The sequence below is a fragment of the Pseudoalteromonas sp. CNAT2-18.1 genome (assembly GCF_022347865.1).
Lineage (GTDB): Bacteria > Pseudomonadota > Gammaproteobacteria > Enterobacterales > Alteromonadaceae > Pseudoalteromonas > Pseudoalteromonas ruthenica.
Genome location: NZ_JAKRFR010000008.1, coordinates 45,520 through 71,651 on the forward strand (window position 1 = coordinate 45,520; position 26,132 = coordinate 71,651).

Consider the following 26,132-nt stretch of genomic DNA (forward strand, 5'->3'; position numbering starts at 1 on the left):
AATCAAGCGGGCATGGAATTGATTGAGTCAGCCTATAAGCCGGGTTCTGTTCACTCCCGAAGGAGATCGATAATCATTCGTCTAGGCCATAAATTGCTCTATGGCTCAAGCAACCTACCCGGTTCCGATGTGGGCCACACCATAAGGAACCCTATTTGGTCTTGCTCCGGGTGGAGTTTACCTTGCAACCAACTGTTACCAGTGGCCCGGTGCGCTCTTACCGCACCCTTTCACCCTTACCGGTCCCGAAGGACTTAGGCGGTTTTCTCTCTGCTGCACTTGTCGTAGGCTCACGCCCCCCAGCCGTTAGCTGGCACCCTGCCCTGTGGAGCCCGGACTTTCCTCCCCCTGATCATTTTCGTCACAGGCAGCGATTATCCGGCTGACTCAGGGGCGCCATTATACGCATGCCAAGTGATTTGCCCAGCACTTTATTGCTTTTGCGCTATCACGGCCTTATACAGTGCATTTTTCTTTTGTCCGAGATAATCAGCAGCCACACCGCAAGCTTGCTTCAGTGGCATGTGCTCTTCCAGTAAGGCAATCAAACGCAGTGCTTCTTCACTTACGGCACTGGCCTTATTCGGTTTCCCTGGTAACATCAACACGATTTCACCCTTTTGTCGCGCGGGGTCCTGCTGTAAAAACTGTTGTAACTCAGTGACCGTACCACTGAAGAAGGTCTCGAAGCTTTTCGTTAACTCTTTAGCAAGCACGACTTGAGCTTGCTCTCCTAGCGCGGCACTTAAATCCTCTAAGCTCGCCATAATACGGTGCGTACTTTCGTAAATAATGCTGGTCATGCCTGAGTTATACGCGTCACTAAAAAAGCTTTGTCTGGCTTTGGATTTTGCTGGAGCAAAACCAATAAATTGGAATTGGTCGGTGGGTAATCCGGAGCAACTCAGCGCCGCAATAGCTGCGCATGCGCCAGGAATTGGGGTTACTTGAGCCCCTTGTTCACGGCATAAACTCACTAAGGCATAACCAGGATCGCTTATCAGTGGTGTTCCGGCGTCGCTCACCAGCGCTACGTTTTGCCCTTGTTGTAGCCAAGTGAGTACCTGCTGTGCCTTTTGTTTTTCGTTATGATCATGCAAGGCAAAGGTACGCTTACTGAGTCCCAGGTGCGACAGCAGCTTGGCAGTGTGGCGCGTGTCTTCAGCAGCGATTAAGTCGACGTCACTTAGGGTTTTGATAGCACGCTGGCTGATGTCATCCAAGTTACCAATGGGTGTGGCAACAATAAACAAGGTACCTTGGTCTTGGGGGTCGGTTGAAATATCCGCATTGGACATTGAGCTCTCCTGCATCAGTCAGTAAGATAAGCGAATCACACTAAGGCCAATTGGAATACAAAGACTGTGCGACTCAAATCGATTGCTTTTATGCTGTTATTGTCAGGCTTATCGGCCTGCAGCACAACACAAAAGCCACAAGAAAGTGAAAATCTTACAACTAACGTGAGTGAGCCTGAGCCGATTCAGACACTCAGTGCACAGCAGTTATATCAACAAGCTCAAAATAGCGAAGGCGCCACTCGCGTACAGTTACTTAACCGCACTCAAAATCAGGCTATTAATGAGCAAAATTGGTCGCTACTATTGCAAGCCAGCGACACCCTGTTACGCAGCCACCCTGAGCAACAAATTCAAGCGGTGTTATTAAAGTCTTACGCGCAAGCGCAAATGGGCGAACCACAACGTGCTTTGCAAACCTCACGCTCAGTGCAATCGCAATTGCAAACGCCAGAGCATTTCTACTGGCATCAGTTAGTGCAAGGCACCGCCTACATGCGAATGCAAATGCCACAACAAAGCGCACCATTTTTATTACGTGCTTCAGAAACCGCAAACCGCTATCAAATAGAAGCATCACAGTTAAACCCCATTTTGTGGCGGTCTTTACAATCTTTGAGCCCGCAACAGCTAACAAAGTATGACTCCGGCTCAGCTATCGCTAAAGGCTGGGTACAACTTGCTAAAATAAAACAACTTTATTTGGGCTCTCCAGTTGAGTTACATCAAGCTTCCAATAACTGGCAACGCCGCTATCCAGGACACCCCGCGAGCTTTGCCCTAGACGAAAAAGTGGCTGAGCTGATGAAAGTTGAGCCCTATAACGCCACTAAATTAGCTGTTATTTTACCTTTAAGTGGCGCTAATAAGGGCCTGGGTGAAGCCGTGAAGTCAGGTGTATTGGCGGCCCTAGATAACTATCAATTCGAAGACATTTATTTCATTGATGCAAATTTAGAAAATCAGCAACTAACGCAGCAGCTCAATGACAAGCAAATCGATTTCGCCGTAGGGCCATTACTGAAAAGCAACATTAACCGCTTTGAACAGCACAACCTGCTAGAGGGAATACCCAGCATATACCTGAACCGCAGCGACATCGAACGCCAGTCTTTACAGCATTATTATTTTGCTCTGGCCCCGGAGCACGAATTAGATCAGGCCTTAGCACACTTTATGGCTAAAGGCTTTGAAAAGCCGCTGATCTTGGCCCCAAATGAGCGCTCAGGACAAAGATTGAGTGAGCACTTTAGCAGTCAGTGGCAACGTTATAATGAACAGCCACCACTTGTGGGGTTATTCGATGACAATAAAGAGATGGAAAAAGTCATCACTGAGTTACTTGAAGTCGACGATAGCGAAGCACGCATAGACGCCATCGAGGGCATTTTTAAGCGCAACGTAAAGAGTGAAACCCGTTCTCGTCGCGACATAGATGTGGTTTATCTACTCGCTAATGCCACGCAAACTCGGCTATTAAAACCCTATCTTGATGTTAACGTGAGCACCTTCGTTGAGCGCATTCCCCTGTATGCAAGCTCCAAAAGCCACAGCACGCGCATTGATAGCACCGATAAACGTGACTTAAATGGCTTATACTTCACTGAGTTACCGTGGATGCTACCGACAAAGGGGTTAGCTAATCTGAATACTCGGCAGCTCAGAGAACACTTTGATAGCCTCTGGCCTGACGTTGCCGACATTGAGCAGCGTCTATTTGCCATGGGCTATGATGCGATTTCACTGATCCCGCAATTGCGACAGCTCAGTATGCTGCCAGGAAAAAGCCAAACCGGTCTTACTGGAGAGCTAGGTGTAATAAGTAACGGCGAGATTGTTCGCCATTTAGCGTGGGCACGCTATCAGTCAAGAAGCATTAACAAAGTGAGTCTTGAGCACCTCGATCCCACACCGCTTTTCATGAAGAAGCAATTTGAGGAATCGAGTAATGTCATGGCTCCCGAAAGCGTGGCGCAATAGCCGAGAAAAAGGCCAGCACTTTGAGTTGCTGGCACAGAAATACCTAACTCAGCAAGGGCTGACGCCGGTGGCGCGCAATTACCATTGTCGCTATGGCGAACTGGACCTGATAATGAAAGAAGGTCAAGTGTGGGTATTTGTTGAAGTAAAGTTTCGTCGCCACAGTAGTTATGGCGGGGCTCTGCATGCGCTTAGCCACACCAAGCAACAGCGACTACAAAGAACCATTGCACACTATGTGCAACAAAAGGGCTTAGCAGGCTGCGTATTGCGTGCTGATTTTGTCGCAATACAAGGTGAGAAAGAGCCAGAGTTTCACTGGATAAAGAACGTATTATAAATGCAGGAACAAGTTAAAGCACTTTTTACCGAAAGCATTCAGGCGCAAATTGCCGCAGGGGAAGTTTTACCTAGCGTGCTTGAAACCGCTTCGTTGAGTATTGCACAGACATTGATTAACGGCCGCAAATTATTATGTTGTGGCGCGGCAAGTTGTCATATGCTCAGCGACCATTTTGCCGCTCTGTTGGTGAACCATTTTGAGACCGAGCGCCCGTGTTTACCTGCGGTATCACTGTCATCGCATGCACTGAATTTAAGCCCAGCTGGCTCATCACAACCCAGCCGCGATATCTTTGCTAGGCAGATTAAAGCGCTCGGCGAGCAAGGGGATTTATTACTTGCCATTGCTATTAATGGCAATGAAAAGAATGTCGTCAGCGCCGTAGAAGCCGCTTTGACTAAAGACATGACCGTTATCGTGTTAGTCGGCGATGATGGCGGCGAGCTGGCGGGACTGCTCAGTGCAAGTGACGTCGAGATTCGCGTACCAGCTAAGCGTCCAAGTCGTATTTTGGAATCTCATTTAGTCAACATACACTGTTTGACAGAACTTGTTGATATGACCTTATTCCCACAGGAAGAAAGCTAATGAATAAGAACCTTATAGCTATTTTGGTTGGTACTGTGCTCTTGCAAGGCTGCGCCGCAGCCGTAGTCGCCGGCACCGCTGGCGCAGTCACAGCAGCCAACGACCGCCGTACTATAGGCAGTCAGATAGATGACAATAATATTGAAATAAAAACCACCATGGCGATTAAAGAGGCGTTAGGCGAAAATGCCAATGCCAACGTGTCTGTCGTCAGCTATAACGGTATTGTATTACTGCTAGGGCAAGTGCCTAGTGAACAGTATAAAACCACTGTACAACGCGCAGCAGAGCGCATCGATGGCACGCGAAAGCTTCATAACCAATTACGTATTGGCTCTCCTACCAGCATCACCACACAAAGCCACGATACCTGGCTAACATCTAAGGTAAAAACCCAGTTGCTGGCAGCTGAGGATGTCAGTGGCAACAATATTAAAGTAGTCACGGAAAACGGTGAGGTCTTTTTAATGGGGCTGGTAGCAGACGTGGAAGCAAACAAAGCGGTCAATATCGCTCGCAATATTTCAGGCGTGGAGCGCGTCGTTAAGGTATTCGAATACATGTAAAAACGTGAGCGCCTATTATCGGGTTACTTAACTCGCATTTTCGTTATCAACGCGCACAAAAAAGCCACTTCGTTTGAAGTGGCTTTTTGCTATCTAACTCGTGCTTAAATCGAGTCTTCTACCATGATCTTCGGAGTAACAAAGATAAGTAGCTCTCGTTTCTCATTACGCTCACTGGTTGAGCGGAATAAGTAACCTAGGTAAGGAATGTCACCCAACAAAGGTACTTTACTGGCAGAGTTAATAATTTGCTGCTGGTAAATACCACCAAGCACCACTGTTTGACCATTTTCTACTAACACCTGCGTCTCAATACGTTGTGTATCGATTGCTGTCGCAGGGCCAGTTGGTGTGTCTACGGTGTCGCCTCGTGTATCCTGGGTAATAGCAAGATCGAGAATCACTTTGTTATCTGGCGTGATATGAGGCGTCACCTCTAAGCTCAACACCGCTTTTTTGAAGGTTACGGTAGTGGCACCACTTGAGGCGGCCTGAACATAAGGAATTTCCGTACCTTGTTCAATTCGTGCCTTTTTCTGGTTAGCCGTTGTGATTCGCGGGCTAGCAATGATTTCACCTTTGTTCTCTTGCTCTAGCGCTGTAAGCTCGAGGTCAATTAAAGTACCATCAGCTAATTTCGCTACATGCATACCAATGCTTCCCGCAGGGTTAGCGATAGGCAAGTTAACATTTAAACGGTCGCCAATACTTGGGCGCTGACCGTTAGCAATAGCATTGGCACCATCAAGATTACCAGAAATACCGTCACTGTCTTGCTGGTCACTGAAACCCCAACGAATACCTAAGTCTTCTTGAACATTGTCACGAACAGTGACCATGCGTGACTCAATCACAACCTGCTTAACTGGCACATCGAGGTTTTCAATCATACGACGCACGTTTTCAATACTCTTCGCCGTATCTTTGATAAGCAACGTATTGGTACGTTCATCAACAGACACACTACCACGCTGAGAAATAATGCTGTTTACATCCGTTTTCAGTAGGTCTGCAAAGGTCTGCGCCTTAGCATAGTTAAGCTGAATATACTCACTGTAAAGCGGCTCCAAGTCTTCAACTTGCTGTTTGGCTTTAAGCTCTTTTGCTTCTCGCGCTGCAAGTTCTTCGGTCGGTGCAACCATTAAAATGGAACCATCCATACGCTTATCTAAGCCTTTAACTCGCAGCACAATGTCTAACGCTTGGTCCCAAGGTACACCATCTAAACGAAGAGTAATGTTACCTGCTACTGAGTCACTAACAACAAGGTTAAAGCCGTTATAGTCAGCGATGATTTGCAATACTGCTCGAATTGAGATGTCCTGGAAGTTCAAAGACATTGGGCGGCCTTGGTATTCTTTACCATTGCCCAAGAAGCTACGCTTCGACTCATCTTTTTCAACAGTGATAGTAAAGATGTTGTCTAGCTGCTGATAGTTGTAATCAAAGGCATCTGTGGTATCGATAACGATACGACTGTTGGAACCATCTTTGAAGGTTTCAATCATGCTCACGACAGTACCAAAGTCCATAACATCGAGTTGATACAACAGATCATCGATAATGTCCGTATTATGGAATTCAACAACAATCTTACCCGCTTGCTCTCTTACGTCGATAGCCGCCATATTCTCTTGCAAGAATACCAGCACCCGAGCTTCGCCTTTCTCGCCACGACGAAAATCTAACGCTTGAATACGGTTGATGTAGCTTGTGCCTTCATCTTCTTCTGCAATTGTTTGTGCAGCATCTTGCGTAGGGTTGTCAGAAACGTGCAAGTAGAACAGGTTTTTGTCGATACGGGTTTGATAAATCTTTAAGTGATCAAGATAAACCGTCACTTTAAAGCCGTCGTTTACGAACTCACTGGTGACTTTTTCAACACCCGCCTTATTGATTAAGACCTCTTCAAGGCTCTGTTCGTAATCGGCTTCGTCAAAAAACAGTTCAATTCGCGCTGGCTCACTGAATACCTGAATCTGCGGTTCGATGTAGATCTCTTCGTCAAAAACGAACTCGATCTCAGTTTCACCTTCCAGCAAAGGGTTATAGCGAACGTCGTACAACAGCGGCACTGCGGTCGCAAAACTCGACATAAATAGGGTCGCAAAAGCGAGTACCAAAGAGTAAATACGATTCATATTGAATCCGTGTTTTTGCATTGTGCTTTTACCTTGATTTTTATGAACTGGAATCATCGCCTGCCTCCAACATCTCTAGCTTGGTCAGGCGTTCTTTCCAACATCCTGCTCCATCAGGGATTAACTCTAATAATTCTATATAGTTACTGCGTACTTGTGTCACTTTACCGTGATACAAGCCAACATAGTTGCCGCGTGATACACGGTGCAATGTTGCATCCGACGCTTTAACTAACGCCCACGTTTGCTCACCTGAGCCTAAAGTTCCCTTCATTGATAAGTTATCCAATGGATAACGCTCCAGCGGTTCCTTTTTACGCTGTGGATCGGGGTGCAAACAGTTTTGCACTTGTATCAATTTATCTTGAATAACTTCCGGGCGCGGTGCCACAAACGGGCTACGCAAGCTCGAAGCATCATACGCAAAGTGTTCAAACTGCGCGACTTCGGGGATAGGCTCAACATTAGGTTGAGTGCTGGCTTTTACCCGGTTAATAAATTCGCGTTGTTCGGTTGTATCATCAAAACAACCGCTCAATAACACCGCCACGGTGGTAATTGTGAGGAGTTTTTTCATTATTCTGCCCCCTCATAGCGATAAGTTTTAGCAACCACACTGAATACCAGCTGGTCATCACCCGTCGCTTCAATTTCAAAGTCGTGCAAGCTGATAATACGAGGTAGCTGAGCCACTTTGCCAACAAACTCGCCAAACTCGTGATAACTTCCCTCTACTTCGATTTTGATCGGAAGCTCGGTGTAGAACTCTTTCTTAATCTCGGGAAGCCAACCTATTTTTACGAAGGTCAGGCCACTTGTTGTCCCTACATAAGAAAGGTCATCAAGTAACCCTGGGGTTTCGTTCGACGTTGGTAGCTTCTTCAACAACTGCGAGAACTTTTCTTCCATTTCCTGCATTTGTTGCTTGTAGATTTCTAATCTACTTGCCACTGCGTACTTGGTACGGTAAGTGCTGCGTAACTCAGACTCTTTTTGCTGAGCTTGCTCGTAAGAGGTTATTTCGTCAGCAACCAATAGTTTATAGCTGAAAAACAACACCAACGCTGCAGCAATCACACAAACAATTGCTTTTACGGCTACCGGCCAATCCCCGATATTATCTAGTTCCAGCTCATTCCAATCGATATCGTTGAGGGATTTAAGATCTATACTCATTCTTGTGCCTCGCCAATTTCATCGAAAGACTTCACATTGAATTGCATATTGAAATCGCTAAGTAATCGTGACTGCTCTTCACCGGCTACAATGCCTTGCAATGAGGCATTTTCAAGCAGGTATGAACTCTCTACCTGACGGATCATAGTCGATAAACGGTTGTTTGACTCACTTTTACCCGTTACTTGAATCGCATCGCCGCGACGCTCTAAGGTCGTGAAGTAAACACCTGAAGGTACAATTTTCGCCACTTCATCCATTATTTGGGTACCGAGGTTTCGGTTACTTTGCAGCTCTTCAATTAGACGCATGCGCTGTTGCAAGCTTTCTTTCTTCTTATCTAGCTCACGAATTTCTGCGATGCGCCTATCTAAGATCTGAATTTCCCGGCTCAGGAAGTTGTTACGAACGTTCTGCCCATCTTTGAGTGCGCTGTAGAATGAACTTAAAGCAAACATTGACGCAAAAGCGGCAACTAAGACAACAACTAAAATAGTTACAAAACGTTGTTGTGCTTCTTTACGCGCGGCCTCACGCCAGGGCAATAAATTTATATGTGGCATGCTGAGAAACTCCTCAATGCAAGACCCGCAGCAACAGCGAACTGTGCCTTATGCTTTTGCATTAGCTCTTGGTCCACTTTGGAACCAATCTCCATGCTCGCAAATGGGTCAACGACAACAGTGTGGATCCCTAACTCGTCGATTAATAGTCTATCTAATCCTTCGATCATTGCCGTTCCACCAGAGAGAACAATGTAATCCACTTGGTCTTTCCCGCTGGTCGTAAGGAACATTTGCACGGCTCGACGCACTTGCTGTAGCAATGAGGTCTGGAACGGCGCAAGTACCTCAAACGTGTAGTTTGGCGGCAAATCGCTGGTGCACTTGGCGCGCTCAGCTTCGTCAAAGTTTTTATTGTAGTAGGAGACAATAGTGTTAGTGTACTGCTCGCCACCGAAGACCTGGTCCCGGGTGTAGATGGTTTCACCCTTTTGCACCACACTCACTAGCGTCATCACCGCGCCGATATCCACAAGCGCCACAACTTTATCTTTCGCATCTTCTGGTAGTGCAGCATAGCTCACATCCAAGCTACGTGATAACGCGTACGTTTCAACATCAACCACCTTGGTATCAAAGCCACCGGCCTCAACGGCGCCGGAACGAGCTTCAACACTCTCGGTGCGCGCAGCAGAGAGTAAAACATTAACCTTGGATGGATCAGCTTCATTTATTTCCAACTTTTCAAAGTCGATACTGACCTCATCAAGTGGATAAGGAATTAAGCTGTCAGCCTCAATTTCGATTTGTGACTCTAGTTCAGAGTCACTCAGAGACACATCCATGTAGATCATCTTAGTGATCACTGTTTGACCAGAAACTGCAACAATGGCATGGCTAACAGACTTTGGAATGCGCCGTCTAAGTTTTGCAATAACTCGTCCAATCGCCTCAATGTCTTGAATGTTACGCTCGGCCATAGCCCCTTTAGGCATGGGCTCTATAGCAACAGCATCAAGGCGATAACCCTGCTCATGCTGTGTTAATAACACCGCTTTTACAGAGTGCGAGCCAATATCTATACCGACCATAGCAGGCACAGACTTTTTAAGAAGTCGATTTAACATAAGAGCAACGTGAAACCTTTTTTTATAATTATAATAGACTTATAAATTATCGATGAAAAAATTTTATTCACTATTCAATCAAGATATACTACCAATCTCTTCGCTCAATTGGGAGTCCAAACAGGGAAATATCCGTGAAAATATTCAAAAAATTTTTACAAATCCTTTGCATATGTGTCCTCTTGGGCTGCATCGTACTAGCTGGGCTGTACCTTTACGTCAGATCTGACATCCCCAGTGTGGCGGTGCTAAAGGACGTAAAATTGCAGACTCCAATGCAAGTATTTACCCGAGATGGAAAACTTATCAACCAGTTTGGTGAAAAACGGCGAATTCCCGTAAAAATCAGCGAAGTACCTCAGCCTATGCTGAATGCATTCCTGGCCACTGAAGATAATCGTTTCTACGATCACTACGGTATCGACCCTATCGGTATTGTCCGTAGTGCAATCGTTCTTATCTCGACCGGTGAAAAGCGCCAAGGCGCAAGTACCATCACCATGCAGCTGGCACGAAACTTCTTTCTTACTCGGGAAAAAGCATACATCCGAAAAGTGAAAGAAATATTTATCGCATTGCATATTGAGCAATTATTAACCAAAGACGAAATCTTCGAGCTCTATCTCAACAAAATTGAGCTTGGTAATCGTGCCTTTGGCATCGGTGCTGCAGCACAAGTGTACTATGGAAAGCCTCTACAAGAGCTTGATTTAGCGCAAATGGCTATGATTGCGGGCCTACCTAAGGCGCCTTCTGCACTTAACCCTATCCGCAACCCTGAGCGTGCTAAAAATCGTCGTAACGTGGTGTTAGGCCGGATGTTAGATGAGGGCTACATCACTCAGGCTGAGTTTGATGAGGCAACTAACAAACCAATTACCGCCCGTTTCCACGGCGCCGAGATAGAGCTTTATGCACCTTATATTTCTGAGATGGTGCGCGCCGAGTTGGTTGCTCAGTATGGCGAGGAGCAAGCCTATAATTCAGGTATGCGAGTCTACACCTCGGTAGAGTCAAAAGTGCAGCAAGCTGCTCAGCAAGCATTGCGTGATAATCTATATGCTTACGATATGCGCCATGGTTATCGCGGCCCCGAGGCCGTACTATGGGATAACGAAACTGAAGCTCCTCTTGACGAACCACAATTAATTGCCCACTTACAGGGCCTTAACCCACTCGCCGACTTACATGGTGCAGTGGTGATGAGTGTGGACGAACAATCCGTTGAAGTACTTAATGAATTAGGCGAACGGTTCACCATAGAGTGGGACGGATTAAAATGGGCGCGCAAATTTATTACTCAGTCTCGCCAAAGTTACGCTCCGAAGAGTGCGGCCGATATCCTCTCTGCAGGTGCACAGATTTGGTATCGTTTCGACAATGACGGCCGCCCGCTGTTAGCGCAAGTTCCCGAAGCATCCAGTGCACTGGTCTCTATTGACCCTAAAGACGGCCGCATAAAGGCGATTGTCGGTGGCTACAGCTTTGAACAAAGCCAGTACAATCGAGCGGTTCAAGCAAAGCGCCAAGTTGGCTCTAACATCAAGCCCTTCATTTACTCAGCGGCGTTAGAGCACGGTTACTCCTTAGCAACCATTATTAACGATGCGCCGATAAACCACTGGGATAAAAGCCAAGGTGTTGCTTGGCGACCCAAGAATAGCCCAGCTAAATATGTCGGCCCGATCCGTGTTAGACGTGCCTTAGCGCAGTCAAAAAACGTGGTTTCAGTCAGGTTGCTGCGCGGCGTCGGTGTAGACCCTGCCGCTGAACACTTACTCAAGTTTGGCTTTCATGATGAAGATATCCCGCGCAATGAAACCCTGGCGCTGGGGAGTGCTTCATTAACACCTTTAGAATTAGCTCGCGGTATGAGCGCTTTTGCAAATGGTGGGCATTTAGTTGAGCCTTACTTTATTACCGAAATACAAAGCGCCGAAGGCGAAGTGCTAATGCAAGCTCGCCCCTATAAGGCCTGCTCTGAAGAGCAAAAGCGCAGTAATGAAATGTTTGCAGAGCTGGCAATGCTTGAGCCCAGCGGCGCCAGTGAGAGTAACCCCAACAACACTAACAGCACAGAGACTACTGATACCCAGTTACCGCAATGCGCACCTCGGGTTATTTCTAAACAGAATGCCTTCTTAATTGCCGATGCGATGACCAGTGCAATTTGGGGCGGTGGCAGCTGGAAGCATGGCACCGGCTGGAATGGCACTGGCTGGCGCGCGACGCGGTTAAAGCGCCGTGATTTATCAGGTAAAACCGGCACCACTAACAACTCGGTCGATACCTGGTTTAGTGGCTTTAACGCCAATGTTATGACCACAGTGTGGGTTGGCTTCGATAACCCAGGTAATCCGCTAGGGCGCACCAGTTACAACAATAACTTAGGGAAAGGACAAACCTTTGGTGCCGAGTCTGGCGCGAAAACAGCGCAACCGGCTTGGATTGATTACATGCGTGTGGCCCTTGAAGAGGAGCCTGCGGCCCCTATCGAGCCACCCGAAGGACTGGAATCAGTACGAATTGATTTAAAATCAGGATTATTGAGTCATCAAAACGACCACACCAGCCGCTTTGAATACTTTATAAAAGGGACCGCCCCCACTAAGTATGTGGAAAAAGCGCCGCCGGTGATCTTCGAAACTCAAGGGCAGGATGAACCTGAGCTGCCCACTGAAGACGAACTCTTCTAAATAAAAAAGCCAAGCAATGATGCTTGGCTTTTTTATTACCCTGTTACCGCATTAACTAAGACTCTCAATAAGCCAGTAGAGATCTGAGTGGACACCTGCAGCGGTGACCTCTTTCCCTGCACCTGGGCCTTGAATAACCAAGGCATTCTGCGCATACCAGCGACTGTTGATGACAAAGATATTGTCGCCCGGACTTAATCCCGCTAATGGGTTGGATTGTGCCACTGCAACAAGACCCACTTGGGCTTTTACCTTGCCATCAACAATGCGTAAGTCAGCGTTGTACCTCAGTACCTTTTGCTCTTTTTGCGCCTGCTGTGCGTGGGTGCCAACAAAGTCATCAAGTAAGGCAATGTTATCCAGAAAATCTTGCCAGCTCCCTTGTGCTAAAGACTCTGGCATCAGCGGGCTTAGCTCAATATCGTCAATGTCCAACTGCAAACCCAACTCGCGTGCGAGGATCAACAGCTTACGTTGTACATCTCGGCCGGATAAATCTTCACGCGGATCGGGCTCGGTAAAGCCTAACTTTTGCGCCGCAAAAAGCAGCTCAGAAAAAGCTTGGCTGCCATCATAGTGACTGCATAGCCATGATAGCGTCCCAGAAAACACACCTTGAATACGGGTGATCTCATCGCCACTGCGCTGCAAATCGGCTAATGCAAAGTTAATGGGTAGCCCAGCACCAACACTGGTGTTATAACGCCATTTGAGATTGCGCTCTGCCAGCTCGTTACGTAACGACTGATACCAACTATGTGGCGCTGTTCCGGCATACTTGTTGGCACTGATCAAATGACAGTTAGCTCGCACAAAATCAGGGTATAGACCACTGAATGACTCACTGGCGGTTATATCAATGGCCACCTTGTGTTCGTAATCAAGCTCATTGAGGCGTTCGCACAACTGCTCGCTTTGATAGGGAACCGCTTGTTCTAACCATTGACCTTGCCAGTTCTGCGGGTCTAACCCACAGGGGTCAAATAACATGCTGCGACTTCGCAGTAGACCAACCAGTTTTACCTCAAAGTGCTGCTCTAAACGCGCTAACTGCTGCGTAAACTGTTGTAAAAACACACTGCCCACATTTCCAAGGCCGGCGACAATCACGGCAATTTGCTGGTGTGCACCAATTAAAGTGCGATGTACCTTGCCTAAACTATCGGCATCAATGATTTGATCGGTCAGTACCAAGGCATAGTCTTGATCGCAGTGGCTAAAGCGGATAGTTAAGTTAAGTTGCTCTAAGCATGCCAGCATTTCTTGGTAGCCTTGCTGAGTATACTGGTTTGGGCTGACTAAGGCGCACCCATTGAGGTTTGACTCAACGAGTTGTCCACGCTCTCCCAGCTCACGGGAGATCAGAGTGCTATGGGCGCTGGGTACAATCAAAAAGTCTACCCCCTGCTGCTGAAAGTGGCCTATGGTGTGCTGTATAAGCTGGCTTAAGGTTGCCAGTTCATCCACTTTAAGGCTCGACACACGATATAGGTCAACGCCCTCTATGGTGGTCAAAAAACGTTTATGCTTACAGTAACCTTCGCGGACAATCTCGGTGCCACTGGCATCGCTGTCATAGGAGCTGCGCACCGATAGCTTGATGGCGCTACCTTGCAAAGGCGACAGCGTTTTCGCATGCAATACCGGATTACCTAACTGGGCAAGGCGGTTGGCTTGGCCACGACAAATTTTTTGATACTTTAAGGCATCGGCTACTTTGCGTGGGTCGGTGCTGAAAACCCCCTGCGTGTCGGTCCATATACAAACTTGTTTGGCGTTTACATAACGGGCCAATAAGGTGGCGCTGTAGTCACTGCCATTGCGTCCCAAGGTGACTGTTTGCTGGTTGCTATCGGCGGCAATAAACCCCGTTACAACGTTGATTTTATCCCTGGCAATATAGCGCTCGCAGAGCTTTTCATTGTCCAAATGCAGTAGTTGCCCTTGGTGCACACACAGTAGCTGCCGCGCATCAAGATCTTGCGCAGCATAGCCTAACTGCTGCAAATAGGTCGCCAGCAAGCGGGCCGACCACAGTTCACCATGGGCTAATAAGGACGCCTCATCTAAGGTGTTTGTCTGCAATTGCTCAGCTATGCGCTGAAGCTCACTATTAAGCTGTGATTGCAGAGCGTGTGCCTGGTGCGCTGCTAATAGCTCATCAATAAGCTCATGCTGATGGGTGCGTAGCAACTGCAAGACATCATGATAGCCATGGCTATCGTGCTGTTGGTAGGCCTGCCACAACTTCACTAGCGTATCCGTGGTTTTGCCCGCCGCAGAGACCACCACCACGTCACCGAGTTGGCTGTTGCCGATAATAATATTGGCGACCGCATGGTAACGCGCCGCGTTGCTGAGACTCGAACCACCAAACTTATGTACAACCTGAGTCATAGTATCCTCTTATTTGCTTGCTAACGCGTTAAAAGCGGCATCTAAGTCATCGATAAGATCTTGCTTATCTTCAATACCTACAGAAACCCGGATAAGCGTGTCGCCGACCCCAGCCTCAAGTCGTGCGGCTTTATCCATGCCCGCATGAGTCATGGTCGCCGGGTGACAAATAAGGCTTTCCACCCCGCCCAACGATTCCGCTAAGGTAAACTGCGTTACTGAAGTGAGGAATTTTGCACTGTCTTGCAGCTGACCTTTAATATCAAAGCTCACCATACCGCCAAAGCCCTGTTGCTGCGCCTTCGCCAGGTCGTGTTGTGGGTGCGAACTCAACCCTGGATAGTAAACAGACTGCACACTAGGGTGCTGTTCAAGGTATTGAGCAATCGCCAAGGCATTTTCTTCATGCTGCTTAAGGCGCACTTTCAAGGTACGCAAACCACGCAGGGTGAGATAGCTGTCGAAAGCGGCGCCGGTAATGCCAATATTATTAGCCCACCATGCCAGCTCTTCACCCAACTCTTTGGTTTTGGTGATCACCGCACCACCGACCACATCGGAGTGACCATTGATATATTTAGTGGTCGAGTGCACCACCACATCACAACCCAATAACAACGGGTTCTGTAAGGCGGGAGATAAAAACGTGTTGTCGGCTGCAACCAGCGCACCGATGCTCTGCGCGGCATCGCACACTGCGCGGATATCCGTAAGTCGCAAAATGGGATTACTGGGCGTTTCAATCCACACCAGTTTGGGTTTGGCGGCCACTAAGCGTTGGTAACAGTTTGATTGAGTGAAATCGATAACCTCGACCTTGAGCAACCCCCGCTTAGCTAAAGAGGTAAATAAGCGATAACTGCCGCCATAACAATCATGGGGGATCACTAGGGTGTCATTGGGTGTCAGTAGCTGCGTCACTAGATGCACTGCGGCCATACCTGTCGCGGTGATAATTCCGTGCTCTCCCCCTTCTAGTTGCGCTAAGGTCTGCGCCAAAATATCCCGATTGGGATTACCACTACGACCATAATCATATTCGCGTTTGCTATCAAAATCGGCAAAGGAATAGGTGGTCGATAAATGAATGGGTGGCACCACCGCACCATGGTGCTTATCAGCATCAATACCATGGCGCACGGCGATGGTGTCTTTTTTTAGTTGTGACATATTTGCCCCCAATCAAGAAAATGGATGTTTAGACGTCCAAAAGGTTAAATTAACACAATTTAGAAGTCAAAACATTTATACGTCTAAATAGCTAATTTATGAATATTTGACTATCCTTACCAACGCGATAAAATTTCGCCCTTATTGATGCCTAAGTGACCAAAAATAAGACGCAAATTATGGCCAAGTGGAATGGTGAATACATTCACCCTTATGCGGAGCATGGAAAAAAAGCCCAACAGGTAAAGAAAATTACCGTTTCCATCCCGCTCAATGTTTTAAAAGTATTAACCGATGAACGTACTCGCCGCCAGGTGAATAATCTTCGTCACGCCACCAACAGTGAGTTGCTGTGTGAAGCATTTCTGCATGCCTTTACTGGTCAACCGCTGCCAAATGACGAAGATCTCCGAAAAGATAATCCGGAGAAGGTACCGGAAGAGGTGAGAAAAATTATGGAAGAAATGGGTGTGGAAGTGCCTGTTATCGGAGACGACTAACAAAGACAAGCAAGTTTAACTAACCCCTGAGCATTAGACCTCATTGCAGGAGCTAGCTTAGTGTTGTTCATATATGTCGCAAGTCGGCCTGTATGAGAAGCGGTTAGTGAAGCTATTACTCTTTGCAAGCCATAAAAAAACCCAAGCACTAAGCTTGGGTTTTCTTTTTCTAGCGCTGAATAGTAAAGTGATTACTCAGCCATATAATTCGCTGGCATATCAATTTGCGCAACACCTGAGTCCACAGCCGCCTGCGCCACGGCTTTCGCTACGCGTGGCAATAATCGTGGATCCATGGGCTTGGGGATAATGTATTGCGCGCCAAACTCTAATTCGCTCACTCCAGATGCCGTTAACACTGACTCAGGTACTGGTTCCTTGGCGATACTGCGAATAGCCTCTACAGCGGCAATTTTCATCTCATCATTGATAGCGGTGGCACGCACGTCCAGTGCACCACGGAAAATAAATGGGAAACACAGTACGTTATTCACTTGGTTCGGGTAGTCAGAGCGCCCAGTGGCCATAATTAAGTCTTTGCGCGCACTGTGTGCCACATCCGGCTTAATTTCTGGGTCTGGGTTAGAACAGGCAAAAATGACCGGCTTGTCGGCCATCAATTTAAGGTCTTCAGCTGAGAGCAAATCTGGGCCAGAAACACCAACGAACACATCGGCATCAGCAATAACGTCTTGCAAGGTGCGCTTATCGGTGTTGTTAGCAAATAATTGCTTATATTCATTTAAGTCATCACGACGCGTGTGGATCACCCCTTTACGGTCAAGCATGTAAATATGCTCGCGCTGAGCGCCACACTTAATAAGCAGCTCCATACATGCAACTGCCGCTGCGCCAGCCCCCAAACACACGATCAAGGCATCACGAATATCTTTACCTTGAATTTCTAAAGCGTTTAGCATGCCTGCGGCCGTGACGATAGCAGTACCGTGTTGATCATCATGAAATACTGGCACATTACAGCGTTCAATGAGCGCTTGCTCGATTTCGAAGCATTCTGGGGCTTTAATATCTTCGAGGTTAATACCGCCAAAGGTATCGGCAATATTTTCTACAGTGTTAATAAAGTCTTCCGTGGTGCGATGCTTCACCTCGATATCGATGGAATCAAGATTAGCAAAACGCTTAAACAGTAGTGCCTTGCCTTCCATGACCGGCTTAGACGCTAACGGCCCTAAGTTACCCAACCCTAAAATGGCACTGCCATTAGAGATCACAGCAACCATATTGCCTTTGGCCGTGTATTTATAAGCATTGTTAGCATCGGCAGCGATTTCACGCACCGGCTCTGCAACACCTGGGCTGTAGGCTAAAGCGAGATCGTTAACGGTCTCGGCGCTTTTGGTGAGTTCAATGCTAATTTTTCCTGGAACGGGGTTAGCGTGGTAATCGAGGGCTTTTTCACGAAAGTCAGACATGAACGAGTATCCTGCTAGAAATGTATGTGAGAGTTCAGCTAGTTAAGGCAAACCATACCGCTTTTCTAAATATATTCAAGCAATATCAGGTCTATCCTGTTGTACGAAATTAAAGGGTTTTAAGCCCAAATTCATGCACATTATCTAAAGCTTTATGTGTAAATTTTGATATTCCATGCACTATAGGGACTTATGCATGCATAAAAAACCACCTAAAGCCATGCATAATGCTATATCCGAATAACTTAATATAACTAAAAAGAATACCGACCGGATAACGAATCTTATTGTTCGCTAATAACAAAGTAAGTGAATTTTAGTGAACTTTAGCGTCATTATTGTGCTTTTTTGTCATTTTAAATGAGCTAGAGCTTAAGGTGAAATGGCTAGTATGAATAATGGGGATGGATAAAAATCATAGACACAAAAAAAGCACCCGAAGGTGCTTTTCTCGACAAGCAAAGATTACTTCTTGCTGCTAAGCGCACCGAAGCGCTTATTGAAGCGATCAACACGACCACCTGTATCAAGGATCTTTTGCTTACCAGTGTAGAAAGGGTGACACTCTGAACATACGTCTAGGTGAATGTCTTTACACAGGGTAGAGCTTGTCTGGAATTTGTTGCCACAAGAGCACGTTGCGTTGATTGCTTCGTACTTAGGGTGGATACCTTCTTTCATGGGGGTTACCTCTAAATAGGCCGTATCGCTCTCCAAACCCGAAGTTTGGCACCATACGCGTTAGTTTCAATGTGCCAAAGCATGGATATAACCCGCTCAGCACCCTTAAGGCCGCGTATTTTATTTGACTCCTGATTAATGTTCAAGCTTTAATTGCGGCTATTCACTGCGCCATGAATTTAGTACATTAGCGCTATATTCTAGTTCTTGGGGCCTGATTTTTGTTGCCATCATCTCGCGATTCCAACAGCCACAGTAGCAACGCGACCCCGTGCTACGTTGAAGTAGCACTTAAGGTGCCCTTACACCGTAGCTTCGACTATTTATTACCCACCGAGTTGTGCTCTCGTGCCGTGACTGTAGGGGTGAGGGTCAGTGTTCCTTTTGGTTCGCGTGTCCTGACCGGTATGGTATTAAAGGTAAAAGCCAGCACAGAGATGCCGGAAGATAAAGTCAAAGCCGTTAAAGCCGTGCTCGATAGCACAGCCATTATTGATGACAGTCACCTACAATTATTGCAATTTACTGCTCGCTATTATCATTATCCATTAGGTGAAACCGTCTTTACCGCTTTGCCAAAAGCGCTGCGTGAAGGCGCCGATATTGATAAAACCAGCATTAATTACCTGCAACTCACCGAGCAAGGGCAACAGCAGCCGACACTGCGGGCGAAAAAGCAACAAGCCTTGCTTAAGCAGCTGGCTGAATCAGGGAAATCGCCCACCACGGAAATTAAAGCTCTGGGCTACTCCAAAGCCACCATTGATGCCCTCATTAATAAAAAACTAATAACCCAAGCAGTTGAATTTGATAGTCAATGGCGCGAGCAGCCATTGCAGGTGGCCAACAAACCAAGGTTAAACAGCGAGCAAGCCATCGCCTGCACTGCCATTAACCAATCCCCTGGCTTTGCCGCTTTTTTACTTGAGGGGGTCACAGGCAGCGGCAAAACCGAGGTGTATCTGCAGTGCTTAGAGGAGGTCTTGCAACAAGGCAAACAAGCCTTAGTCTTGGTCCCTGAAATAGGCCTAACACCACAGACGGTAAACCGCTTTCGCCGCCGCTTCCCCAATACGCCAATAATGCTCTGGCACTCAGCGTTGACAGATAATGAGCGTTTGCAAACCTGGCGGTTCTGCCAAAAAGGTAGCTGTGCCATAGTGATCGGCACACGTTCGGCGATTTTTATGCCGTTTTTACGCTTAGGCATGATTATTGTTGATGAGGAGCATGACGCCTCATTCAAACAGCAAGACACCCTACGCTATCACGCCCGTGATTTGGCCGCTTACCGTGCGCAACAGCAAAACATTCCCTTAGTTCTAGGCAGCGCAACCCCTGCCCTGGAAACACTCAACCGTGCATTGTCCGATAAGTACCAATTGCTCAGTCTCACTCAACGGGCACAAACCAGCAGTGACAATCAATTTGAACTCATAGACATTAAAGGTCAGCACCTTGAGGCTGGACTCAGCCATAGCGCCCTTGCCTATATCAAGCGTGAGCTGGCGAGACAAAAGCAAGTGATGGTGTTTTTGAACCGTCGCGGCTTTTCCCCTTCGCTCATTTGCCATGAGTGCGGCTGGCTCAGCGACTGCTCGCGTTGTAGCACCAGCGCGACCTACCACAAGGCCATGCGTCGTTTGGTGTGCCATCATTGTGGCGAGCAAAGTGCACCGCCCATGCAATGCCCGGATTGTGGTAGCACACAAATAAACCCGGTGGGGCTGGGCACCGAGCAATTGCAAGAAGCACTAAGCGAGCAATTTCCCAACACACCCATCAGCCGTATCGACCGAGATTCAACACGACGTAAAGGCAGTTTGGAGGAAGAACTGGCTGCCATCAATCGCGGCGGCGCACGCTTATTGGTGGGCACACAAATGCTAGCCAAAGGCCACCACTTTGCCGATGTCAGCCTAGTCATTATTCTTGATGTCGACGCCGGGTTATACTCATGTGATTTCCGTGCCACCGAACACTTAGCACAACTAGTGACTCAAGTAGCAGGACGCGCAGGGCGCAGTGGCGAACCAGGCACCGTGTTACTGCAAACTCACTTCCCAGAGCACCCACTATTGCAAGATTTAGTCAACAATGGTTACCAACACTTTGCCCGTTATGCTTTGCAAGAGCGCCATGAAACAGAAATGCCACCGTTTTCGCACTTAGCCCTGCTAAGGGCGGAAGCGCATGATTTATCGCTACTGTTGCGCTTTTTATCGGATTTAGTTCCCGCAGCCCCCGTGCCTAAGATACAATTGCTGGGTCCGATTCCCGCACCGCTCGAACGAGTCGCTGGCAAATACCGTTATCAATTGCATATTCAAGGGCAAGATAGAGGCGCGCTACACGGCTTTTTGGCGCAACTAATGAACTACCTCGGTAGTAATAAGCTGGCACAAAAAGTACGCTGGAATTTGGACGTTGATCCCATAGACATGATGTAAAGAGAACACAAAAACAATTATGGCGCAGCACGACTATATAAATCGCAAACGACCTCAGCGTGGTAAGAACAAAAAAGCCCCAGCAAAAAAGCCTCTGCCGCTTGTGCTTATTGCTTTGGCCATTTTGTTACTCGCCGGCTTCGCTTACGGCCTCTGGTATATAAAAACCAATGCTGATCCTGAGGCTGTTGAGCAAGTTAAGCAGAAACCAAGCGCCTCCAAGCCAGAAATTAAAAAGCCGCAAACGCCCGAATTTATCAATGAAATAAAGCAAGCCGAGATAGAGGTTGAGGTCAAAGAAATTGAGCAAAAAGGCCCTTATCAAATGCAATGCGGGTCATTTAGAACCTATGCACAGGCGGAAACGCTCAAGGCCAAAATAGCCTTTGTCGGGCTAGTATCAGAAATCAGGCGCACTGAAGGCAGCAATGGCGTCTGGTTTAGAGTACGGTTAGGCCCCTATCCGACCAAGCGCGGCGCAGAGAGCGATAAGAACAAGCTTAAGCGTCAGGCAAAAATCATGGGCTGTGGCATCTGGTTGTGGAATTAGGCAAAGCGAAAGCCGTTATCGCCATGTAAATAACCAAGCAGGCACAGCAAATCACATAAAGGGATTGCAAGTTTACCTTGAAATCCCTTTTTCATGCCCATATTTCCTCGCTATTAGACAGTTACAAACACCCAGACTGGGTATAAGGACACACATGACCACAATCGTTTCTGTACGCCGTGAAGGCAAGGTTGTTATTGGCGGCGATGGCCAAGTTTCGCTCGGCAACACGGTAATGAAGGGCAACGCGCGTAAAGTGCGTCGTCTTTTCAACGGTAAAGTGATCGCCGGGTTTGCAGGCGGTACAGCCGATGCGTTTACCCTTTTTGAGCGTTTTGAAAGTAAATTAGAGATGCACCAAGGGCATTTAACCAAAGCCGCTGTAGAGATGGCCAAAGATTGGCGCAGTGACAGAGCCTTAAGGCGACTCGAAGCCATTCTTGCTGTTGCTGATGAAACCACCTCACTGATTATTACTGGTAATGGCGATGTGGTACAGCCTGAACATGACCTAATTGCGATTGGTAGCGGCGGCAACTTTGCCCAATCAGCCGCAATTGCATTACTAGAAAACACCGAGCTTGGTGCGCGTGAAATCGTTGAACGCAGCTTAAAAATCGCTGGCGATATCTGCGTATTTACCAACAACCACCAAACTATCGAAGAATTGTAAAAGGAGCTGCCATGTCAGCTATGACTCCCAGAGAAATCGTTCACGAGCTTGATCAACACATTATTGGTCAGAGCAATGCTAAAAAAGCGGTGGCTATCGCCCTGCGTAACCGTTGGCGCCGTATGCAGCTTGACGAGAGCCTGCGCCCGGAAGTAACACCGAAAAATATCCTTATGATCGGCCCAACCGGTGTGGGTAAAACTGAAATAGCACGCCGATTAGCCAAACTTGCTAATGCTCCTTTTTTGAAAGTAGAAGCGACTAAGTTCACTGAAGTTGGCTATGTTGGCAAAGAAGTAGAGACTATTATCCGCGATCTTGTCGATATCGCCATTAAGATGGTTCGTGAGCAGCAGGCGAAAAAACACCACTTCCGTGCTGAGGAAGCTGCAGAAGAACGTATTTTAAACGCATTACTGCCACCAGCTAAAGACACCTGGGGCGAGTCACAACCGAGTGAAAATAACAGTACCCGCCAAAGTTTCCGTAAGAAATTACGTGAAGGTCAGCTCGATGATAAAGAAATTGAAATCGATGTTGCTGAGCAAGCGCCTAATGTTGAAATCATGTCACCGCCCGGCATGGAAGAAATGACCAACCAGCTACAGAGCATGTTCCAAAACATGTCCGGCGGCAAAACCAAAAAGCGCAAGTTGAAGATTAAAGAAGCCTTTAAGCTACTTGTTGAGGAAGAAGCCGCCAAACTGGTTAACCCTGAAGATGTTAAAGAGCTCGCTATTGAAGCCGTTGAGCAACACGGTATTGTGTTCTTGGATGAAGTAGACAAAATTTGTAAGCGCGGTGAAGCAAATGGCCCAGATGTAAGCCGTGAAGGGGTACAACGTGACCTGCTGCCGCTTATCGAAGGTTCAAGTGTGAGCACCAAGCACGGTATGGTGAAAACTGATCATATTCTATTTATTGCTTCTGGTGCATTCCAAATGGCTAAACCCTCAGATTTAATCCCTGAACTACAAGGTCGTTTACCGATCCGAGTTGAGTTGGACGCCCTCAGCGCCGATGACTTTAAGCGTATTTTGACTGAGCCGCATGCTTCGTTAACAGAGCAACAAATCGCGCTTATGAATACCGAAGAAGTCACCATCGAGTTCACCGATGATGCCATTGACAGCATTGCTCAAGCAGCATGGCAAGTGAATGAAAAAACAGAAAATATTGGTGCTCGTCGACTACACACAGTCATGGAGCGATTGATGGAAGAAATATCCTTCGATGCTTCCGATAAGGCAGGCTCACGTCTTACCATTGACGGCGAGTACGTCAATCAGCACTTGGGTAACTTGGTGCAAGACGAAGACCTAAGCCGCTTTATTTTATAACGGCATGGGCTTGGGCAACTCCACCCAAGCCCTTTTTACTGAGGCTGGTTTATGTTGATAACAACCTTACACTATCATCAGCGTTCAAAAACCTTAGACATTCACTTTGACAATGGCGATAGCGCCGAGCTCAGTGCTGAATTCCTGCGTGTACACTCCCCTTCTGCCGAAGTACAAGGCCACCATCAAAGCGAGCCAAACCTCGTTACCAACAAACGGGATGTTGGTATCAACAAAATCGAACCTGTTGGCCACTATGCCGTGCGCTTAATTTTTGATGATGGCCATCTCAGTGGCTTATACAGCTTTCGCTACTTAGCCGAGCTGACCAGCAACAAAGATAATCTCTGGCAGAGTTATTTGGCGCGACTTAAAGCTGCGAATGCCCAGCGTGATGCAAGTATTGCGATTAAGGTGACGCCTTAAGCTAAGTGCATTGCCATCATCACCTAGGGTGGGTGAGTAAAGAAAAGGGGGCTCTCGCCCCCTTTTATTATGTTACTGTCTTCGGCTTTTTCTAAACCTTGTATTTAGCCACGGCATCGTGCAACACCCGAGCCTGCTCTGCTACTTCCTCACTGGTATGGGCATTATTACTTGCATGGCCGCTGGCTTGCTCAGCAATATCACGAATACGCACCACGTTTTGATTCACTTCAGAGGCAACCTGTGATTGCTGTTCAATGGCCACCGCGATTTGCGTACTCATTTCCATTATGGTTTCAATTTCTTGGGTAATCGAGCTCAGTAGGTCGCCGGCACGAGAAGCTTGCTCTGCACTCTCACCTCCTTGGTCGCGACACTGTTGCATAATACTCACAACTTGTTGGGTCCGCTGTTGCAGGCCGGAAATAATATTTTCTATCTCTTGTGTGGAATCTTGTGTACGTTGCGCCAATGAACGTACTTCATCCGCAACCACCGCAAAGCCACGGCCTTGCTCACCTGCCCGTGCAGCTTCTATGGCAGCGTTCAACGCTAGGAGGTTGGTTTGCTCAGCGATACCGCGAATAACATCCAGTACTGAACCAATGGTGTCAGCATCTTTTTCTAAATCACCAACCACCCCAGAGGCATTGCCAAGCGAGTCTGAGAGCTGGGCAATACGAGATACGGTGGCATCCACTTCCTGACGCCCTTGAGAAGCACTTTCATTAGTTGTTTGCGCTCGTTTTGCAGCTTCCTCTGTGTTGCCAGAGATATCATGAATGGTTGCCTGCATCTCGGTGGCCGCTGTGGCCACCATATCAGCTTCTTGCAACTGCTCTTGTACGCCAGTGCTGGTTGATGCGGTGGTGCTAGCTAAGTCTTCTGTTGCGGCGTTCAATGTCGCTAGGGCGTTATTCACATCAAAAATCAGCCCTCTAAAACCGGCGGTGAGGTTATTGATATTACTGGTCAGCATAGCAATTTCGTCATTGCCATGGGTGTCAATTTGAATACTTAAATCATTGGTCTCACGAATACGGGTAATAGCACTGACCGCTCTATCAATTGGCTGAATAATAGCGCGACTGGTCATTGTCAGCAGCGCCGCCACCAAGATTGCAGCAATCACTAAAATTGTCAGAGCGGTGATCTGAGTCACTCGCATCTCTTGCTCTATCATCTCTTTCGTGGCGCCCAGCACTTGGCGAGCATACTTGTCACTTTGCTCAACAGACTGGCGTAATTGCCCCAGCGCGCCAGACTCTAAATCAACGCCCAAGCGTTGTTGCGCATCAACCAAGCTTTTAAATTTACTGCGATAGTCATCAAGGAGGGTGATTAACTTGGTGCGATAAGGCGCATCAAACCCCGCGCTCTGCACTTTGTTTTTCAGTGTGCTGAAATGGGTGTCAAACTTCCCTAGATACTTCACATCAAGGCGCAACATAAAATCTTTCTCAGCCCGGCGAAGTTGTAACATCAGCGCCAGCATTTCAAAGTTTTGTCGCTCTTTAAGAAGAGTTTCGACTTCATGTACGGCGCTGCGTAGAGCGCCGTAAAGTGCATCTTTCGGGTGCAAACCGATTTCGCGCTGTAAAGCCTCGACGTTGTTAAAGTCATCACGATACTGCTGCGCCTGTGAAGCGAAATTATCAATAAGCTGAGTATCACCATCGAGGGTCACAAACTGCTTGCGCAGCTTCGCTACCCGCGCTTCAAGCGCTTGATATTCACTGGCGAACTCATCCAATGATTGTTCTTGCTTGTAAAATAGAAAGTTTTTCTCATGCTTACGTAAGGTAAGCTCATGAACATTGAGCTCTTCAGCATTTTCCAGTGTGGAGTTAAGTAACCCCATTATGCGGGATTCATAGATAATTACAGCGAATAACACCAGCAAAGCTGTTGCTACGACTGCGCCATTTAACTGTAAACGACGTTTAATCGTGAGCTTTTTCATAAAGTTCATGGTTTTGACCTTCTAAGTAACTGCAGCGCCATTATCTTCAAATTTTAGCCGCCATATATGATATGTCGCAAAAAATTTGTCGATTTTTCTTAAAATCAAGGCAGTTATATCTTAATCAA

Annotated in this window: 22 protein-coding genes and 1 other RNA gene; 11 read left to right on the plus strand and 12 right to left on the minus strand. The window is 47.3% G+C overall.

Features of this window, described 5'->3' with window-relative positions:
• Nucleotides 1-19 precede the first annotated feature (19 nt).
• Both rnpB and rsmI read right to left on the minus strand, forming a co-directional pair.
• An RNA gene (gene rnpB / locus MHM94_RS16815) (RNase P RNA component class A) lies at nucleotides 20-390 on the minus strand.
• Nucleotides 391-431: 41 nt separating this feature from the next.
• Nucleotides 432-1,298, minus strand: coding sequence for a 16S rRNA (cytidine(1402)-2'-O)-methyltransferase (gene rsmI, locus MHM94_RS16820; RefSeq protein ID WP_022946088.1), 867 nt, complete (start codon nucleotides 1,296-1,298; stop codon nucleotides 432-434).
• Between the two features lie 90 nt (nucleotides 1,299-1,388).
• Here rsmI and MHM94_RS16825 point away from each other — a divergent pair, with 90 nt between their 5' ends.
• The 4 genes from MHM94_RS16825 to dolP are packed head-to-tail and all read left to right on the plus strand — an operon-like array spanning nucleotide 1,389 to nucleotide 4,775.
• On the plus strand, nucleotides 1,389-3,278 hold the full coding sequence (locus MHM94_RS16825; RefSeq protein WP_235419194.1) for a penicillin-binding protein activator: 1,890 nt from the start codon (nucleotides 1,389-1,391) through the stop codon (nucleotides 3,276-3,278).
• A complete protein-coding gene (locus MHM94_RS16830) occupies nucleotides 3,247-3,618 on the plus strand; it encodes a YraN family protein (RefSeq protein WP_022946090.1) in 372 nt (123 codons plus the stop codon). Before MHM94_RS16825 ends, MHM94_RS16830 begins: the two co-directional genes overlap by 32 nt.
• On the plus strand, nucleotides 3,619-4,209 hold the full coding sequence (locus MHM94_RS16835; protein WP_022946091.1) for an SIS domain-containing protein: 591 nt from the start codon (nucleotides 3,619-3,621) through the stop codon (nucleotides 4,207-4,209).
• Nucleotides 4,209-4,775: a division/outer membrane stress-associated lipid-binding lipoprotein gene (gene dolP / locus MHM94_RS16840; RefSeq protein WP_045980429.1), complete on the plus strand. Its 567-nt coding sequence runs from the start codon at nucleotides 4,209-4,211 to the stop codon at nucleotides 4,773-4,775. Before MHM94_RS16835 ends, dolP begins: the two co-directional genes overlap by 1 nt.
• A gap of 104 nt (nucleotides 4,776-4,879) precedes the next feature.
• Here the strand turns inward: dolP and MHM94_RS16845 are convergent, their stop codons facing one another.
• From MHM94_RS16845 to MHM94_RS16865, 5 genes are read right to left on the minus strand one after another with little or no spacing between them, the layout of a single operon-like run.
• Nucleotides 4,880-6,973 (minus strand): type IV pilus secretin PilQ family protein, encoded by a 2,094-nt coding sequence (locus MHM94_RS16845; protein ID WP_022946662.1) that lies wholly within the window; start codon nucleotides 6,971-6,973, stop codon nucleotides 4,880-4,882.
• Nucleotides 6,957-7,493, minus strand: a complete 537-nt coding sequence (locus MHM94_RS16850; protein ID WP_022946663.1) for a pilus assembly protein PilP — start codon at nucleotides 7,491-7,493, stop codon at nucleotides 6,957-6,959. Before MHM94_RS16850 ends, MHM94_RS16845 begins: the two co-directional genes overlap by 17 nt.
• Nucleotides 7,493-8,092: a type 4a pilus biogenesis protein PilO gene (gene pilO, locus MHM94_RS16855; protein ID WP_045980430.1), complete on the minus strand. Its 600-nt coding sequence runs from the start codon at nucleotides 8,090-8,092 to the stop codon at nucleotides 7,493-7,495. The genes MHM94_RS16850 and pilO overlap by 1 nt, the downstream gene beginning before the upstream one ends.
• A complete protein-coding gene (locus MHM94_RS16860) occupies nucleotides 8,089-8,655 on the minus strand; it encodes a PilN domain-containing protein (protein ID WP_022946665.1) in 567 nt (188 codons plus the stop codon). The genes pilO and MHM94_RS16860 overlap by 4 nt, the downstream gene beginning before the upstream one ends.
• Entirely contained in the window at nucleotides 8,643-9,722 is a 1,080-nt protein-coding gene (locus MHM94_RS16865) for a pilus assembly protein PilM (RefSeq protein ID WP_022946666.1), read from the minus strand. The genes MHM94_RS16860 and MHM94_RS16865 overlap by 13 nt, the downstream gene beginning before the upstream one ends.
• Nucleotides 9,723-9,856: 134 nt before the next feature.
• Between MHM94_RS16865 and MHM94_RS16870 the strand changes: the two genes are divergently transcribed.
• Nucleotides 9,857-12,418 carry a PBP1A family penicillin-binding protein gene (locus MHM94_RS16870; protein WP_235419193.1) on the plus strand — a complete coding sequence of 854 codons (2,562 nt, stop codon included), beginning with the start codon at nucleotides 9,857-9,859 and terminating at the stop codon, nucleotides 12,416-12,418.
• A 51-nt stretch (nucleotides 12,419-12,469) separates the two neighbouring features.
• On the opposite strand, the gene metL is transcribed toward MHM94_RS16870, so the two are convergent.
• On the minus strand, nucleotides 12,470-14,815 hold the full coding sequence (gene metL / locus MHM94_RS16875; protein ID WP_235419192.1) for a bifunctional aspartate kinase/homoserine dehydrogenase II: 2,346 nt from the start codon (nucleotides 14,813-14,815) through the stop codon (nucleotides 12,470-12,472).
• Nucleotides 14,816-14,824: 9 nt separating this feature from the next.
• Complete coding sequence (metB, locus tag MHM94_RS16880; RefSeq protein WP_235419191.1) at nucleotides 14,825-15,985, minus strand: cystathionine gamma-synthase; 1,161 nt, start codon at nucleotides 15,983-15,985, stop codon at nucleotides 14,825-14,827.
• A 179-nt stretch (nucleotides 15,986-16,164) separates the two neighbouring features.
• Between metB and metJ the strand changes: the two genes are divergently transcribed.
• On the plus strand, nucleotides 16,165-16,485 hold the full coding sequence (metJ, locus tag MHM94_RS16885; protein ID WP_235419190.1) for a met regulon transcriptional regulator MetJ: 321 nt from the start codon (nucleotides 16,165-16,167) through the stop codon (nucleotides 16,483-16,485).
• A gap of 191 nt (nucleotides 16,486-16,676) precedes the next feature.
• On the opposite strand, the gene MHM94_RS16890 is transcribed toward metJ, so the two are convergent.
• Both MHM94_RS16890 and rpmE read right to left on the minus strand, forming a co-directional pair.
• Nucleotides 16,677-17,921, minus strand: a complete 1,245-nt coding sequence (locus tag MHM94_RS16890) for a malic enzyme-like NAD(P)-binding protein (protein WP_022946655.1) — start codon at nucleotides 17,919-17,921, stop codon at nucleotides 16,677-16,679.
• A gap of 465 nt (nucleotides 17,922-18,386) precedes the next feature.
• Nucleotides 18,387-18,602 (minus strand): 50S ribosomal protein L31, encoded by a 216-nt coding sequence (gene rpmE / locus MHM94_RS16895; protein ID WP_081604468.1) that lies wholly within the window; start codon nucleotides 18,600-18,602, stop codon nucleotides 18,387-18,389.
• Nucleotides 18,603-18,826: 224 nt separating this feature from the next.
• Here rpmE and priA point away from each other — a divergent pair, with 224 nt between their 5' ends.
• The 5 genes from priA to MHM94_RS16920 all read left to right on the plus strand — a co-directional run bounded on the left by priA (nucleotide 18,827) and on the right by MHM94_RS16920 (nucleotide 24,041).
• Entirely contained in the window at nucleotides 18,827-21,052 is a 2,226-nt protein-coding gene (gene priA / locus MHM94_RS16900; protein WP_268838180.1) for a primosomal protein N', read from the plus strand.
• A gap of 19 nt (nucleotides 21,053-21,071) precedes the next feature.
• The gene (locus MHM94_RS16905; protein WP_022946653.1) at nucleotides 21,072-21,602 is read left to right on the plus strand and encodes an SPOR domain-containing protein; all 531 of its coding nucleotides are present in this window, start codon (nucleotides 21,072-21,074) and stop codon (nucleotides 21,600-21,602) included.
• 154 nt (nucleotides 21,603-21,756) lie between these two features.
• On the plus strand, nucleotides 21,757-22,275 hold the full coding sequence (gene hslV / locus MHM94_RS16910) for an ATP-dependent protease subunit HslV (protein ID WP_022946651.1): 519 nt from the start codon (nucleotides 21,757-21,759) through the stop codon (nucleotides 22,273-22,275).
• 11 nt (nucleotides 22,276-22,286) lie between these two features.
• Entirely contained in the window at nucleotides 22,287-23,615 is a 1,329-nt protein-coding gene (gene hslU / locus MHM94_RS16915; protein ID WP_235419188.1) for an HslU--HslV peptidase ATPase subunit, read from the plus strand.
• Between the two features lie 51 nt (nucleotides 23,616-23,666).
• Entirely contained in the window at nucleotides 23,667-24,041 is a 375-nt protein-coding gene (locus MHM94_RS16920; protein ID WP_022946649.1) for a DUF971 domain-containing protein, read from the plus strand.
• Between the two features lie 91 nt (nucleotides 24,042-24,132).
• Here the strand turns inward: MHM94_RS16920 and MHM94_RS16925 are convergent, their stop codons facing one another.
• Nucleotides 24,133-26,013 (minus strand): methyl-accepting chemotaxis protein, encoded by a 1,881-nt coding sequence (locus MHM94_RS16925; RefSeq protein ID WP_235419187.1) that lies wholly within the window; start codon nucleotides 26,011-26,013, stop codon nucleotides 24,133-24,135.
• Nucleotides 26,014-26,132 lie beyond the last annotated feature (119 nt).

Excerpts from the sequence above, each read along its gene's own strand:
- rsmI (WP_022946088.1), bottom strand. The coding sequence starts at position 1,298 with ATGTCCAATGCGGATATTTCAACCGACCCCCAAGACCAAGGTACCTTG.
- MHM94_RS16825 (WP_235419194.1), top strand. The coding sequence starts at position 1,389 with ATGCTGTTATTGTCAGGCTTATCGGCCTGCAGCACAACACAAAAGCCA.
- MHM94_RS16830 (WP_022946090.1), top strand. The coding sequence starts at position 3,247 with ATGTCATGGCTCCCGAAAGCGTGGCGCAATAGCCGAGAAAAAGGCCAG.
- MHM94_RS16835 (WP_022946091.1), top strand. The coding sequence starts at position 3,619 with ATGCAGGAACAAGTTAAAGCACTTTTTACCGAAAGCATTCAGGCGCAA.
- dolP (WP_045980429.1), top strand. The coding sequence starts at position 4,209 with ATGAATAAGAACCTTATAGCTATTTTGGTTGGTACTGTGCTCTTGCAA.
- MHM94_RS16845 (WP_022946662.1), bottom strand. The coding sequence starts at position 6,973 with ATGATTCCAGTTCATAAAAATCAAGGTAAAAGCACAATGCAAAAACAC.
- MHM94_RS16850 (WP_022946663.1), bottom strand. The coding sequence starts at position 7,493 with ATGAAAAAACTCCTCACAATTACCACCGTGGCGGTGTTATTGAGCGGT.
- pilO (WP_045980430.1), bottom strand. The coding sequence starts at position 8,092 with ATGAGTATAGATCTTAAATCCCTCAACGATATCGATTGGAATGAGCTG.
- MHM94_RS16860 (WP_022946665.1), bottom strand. The coding sequence starts at position 8,655 with ATGCCACATATAAATTTATTGCCCTGGCGTGAGGCCGCGCGTAAAGAA.
- MHM94_RS16865 (WP_022946666.1), bottom strand. The coding sequence starts at position 9,722 with ATGTTAAATCGACTTCTTAAAAAGTCTGTGCCTGCTATGGTCGGTATA.
- metL (WP_235419192.1), bottom strand. The coding sequence starts at position 14,815 with ATGACTCAGGTTGTACATAAGTTTGGTGGTTCGAGTCTCAGCAACGCG.
- metB (WP_235419191.1), bottom strand. The coding sequence starts at position 15,985 with ATGTCACAACTAAAAAAAGACACCATCGCCGTGCGCCATGGTATTGAT.
- metJ (WP_235419190.1), top strand. The coding sequence starts at position 16,165 with ATGGCCAAGTGGAATGGTGAATACATTCACCCTTATGCGGAGCATGGA.
- MHM94_RS16890 (WP_022946655.1), bottom strand. The coding sequence starts at position 17,921 with ATGTCTGACTTTCGTGAAAAAGCCCTCGATTACCACGCTAACCCCGTT.
- rpmE (WP_081604468.1), bottom strand. The coding sequence starts at position 18,602 with ATGAAAGAAGGTATCCACCCTAAGTACGAAGCAATCAACGCAACGTGC.
- MHM94_RS16905 (WP_022946653.1), top strand. The coding sequence starts at position 21,072 with ATGGCGCAGCACGACTATATAAATCGCAAACGACCTCAGCGTGGTAAG.
- hslV (WP_022946651.1), top strand. The coding sequence starts at position 21,757 with ATGACCACAATCGTTTCTGTACGCCGTGAAGGCAAGGTTGTTATTGGC.
- hslU (WP_235419188.1), top strand. The coding sequence starts at position 22,287 with ATGTCAGCTATGACTCCCAGAGAAATCGTTCACGAGCTTGATCAACAC.
- MHM94_RS16920 (WP_022946649.1), top strand. The coding sequence starts at position 23,667 with ATGTTGATAACAACCTTACACTATCATCAGCGTTCAAAAACCTTAGAC.
- MHM94_RS16925 (WP_235419187.1), bottom strand. The coding sequence starts at position 26,013 with ATGAACTTTATGAAAAAGCTCACGATTAAACGTCGTTTACAGTTAAAT.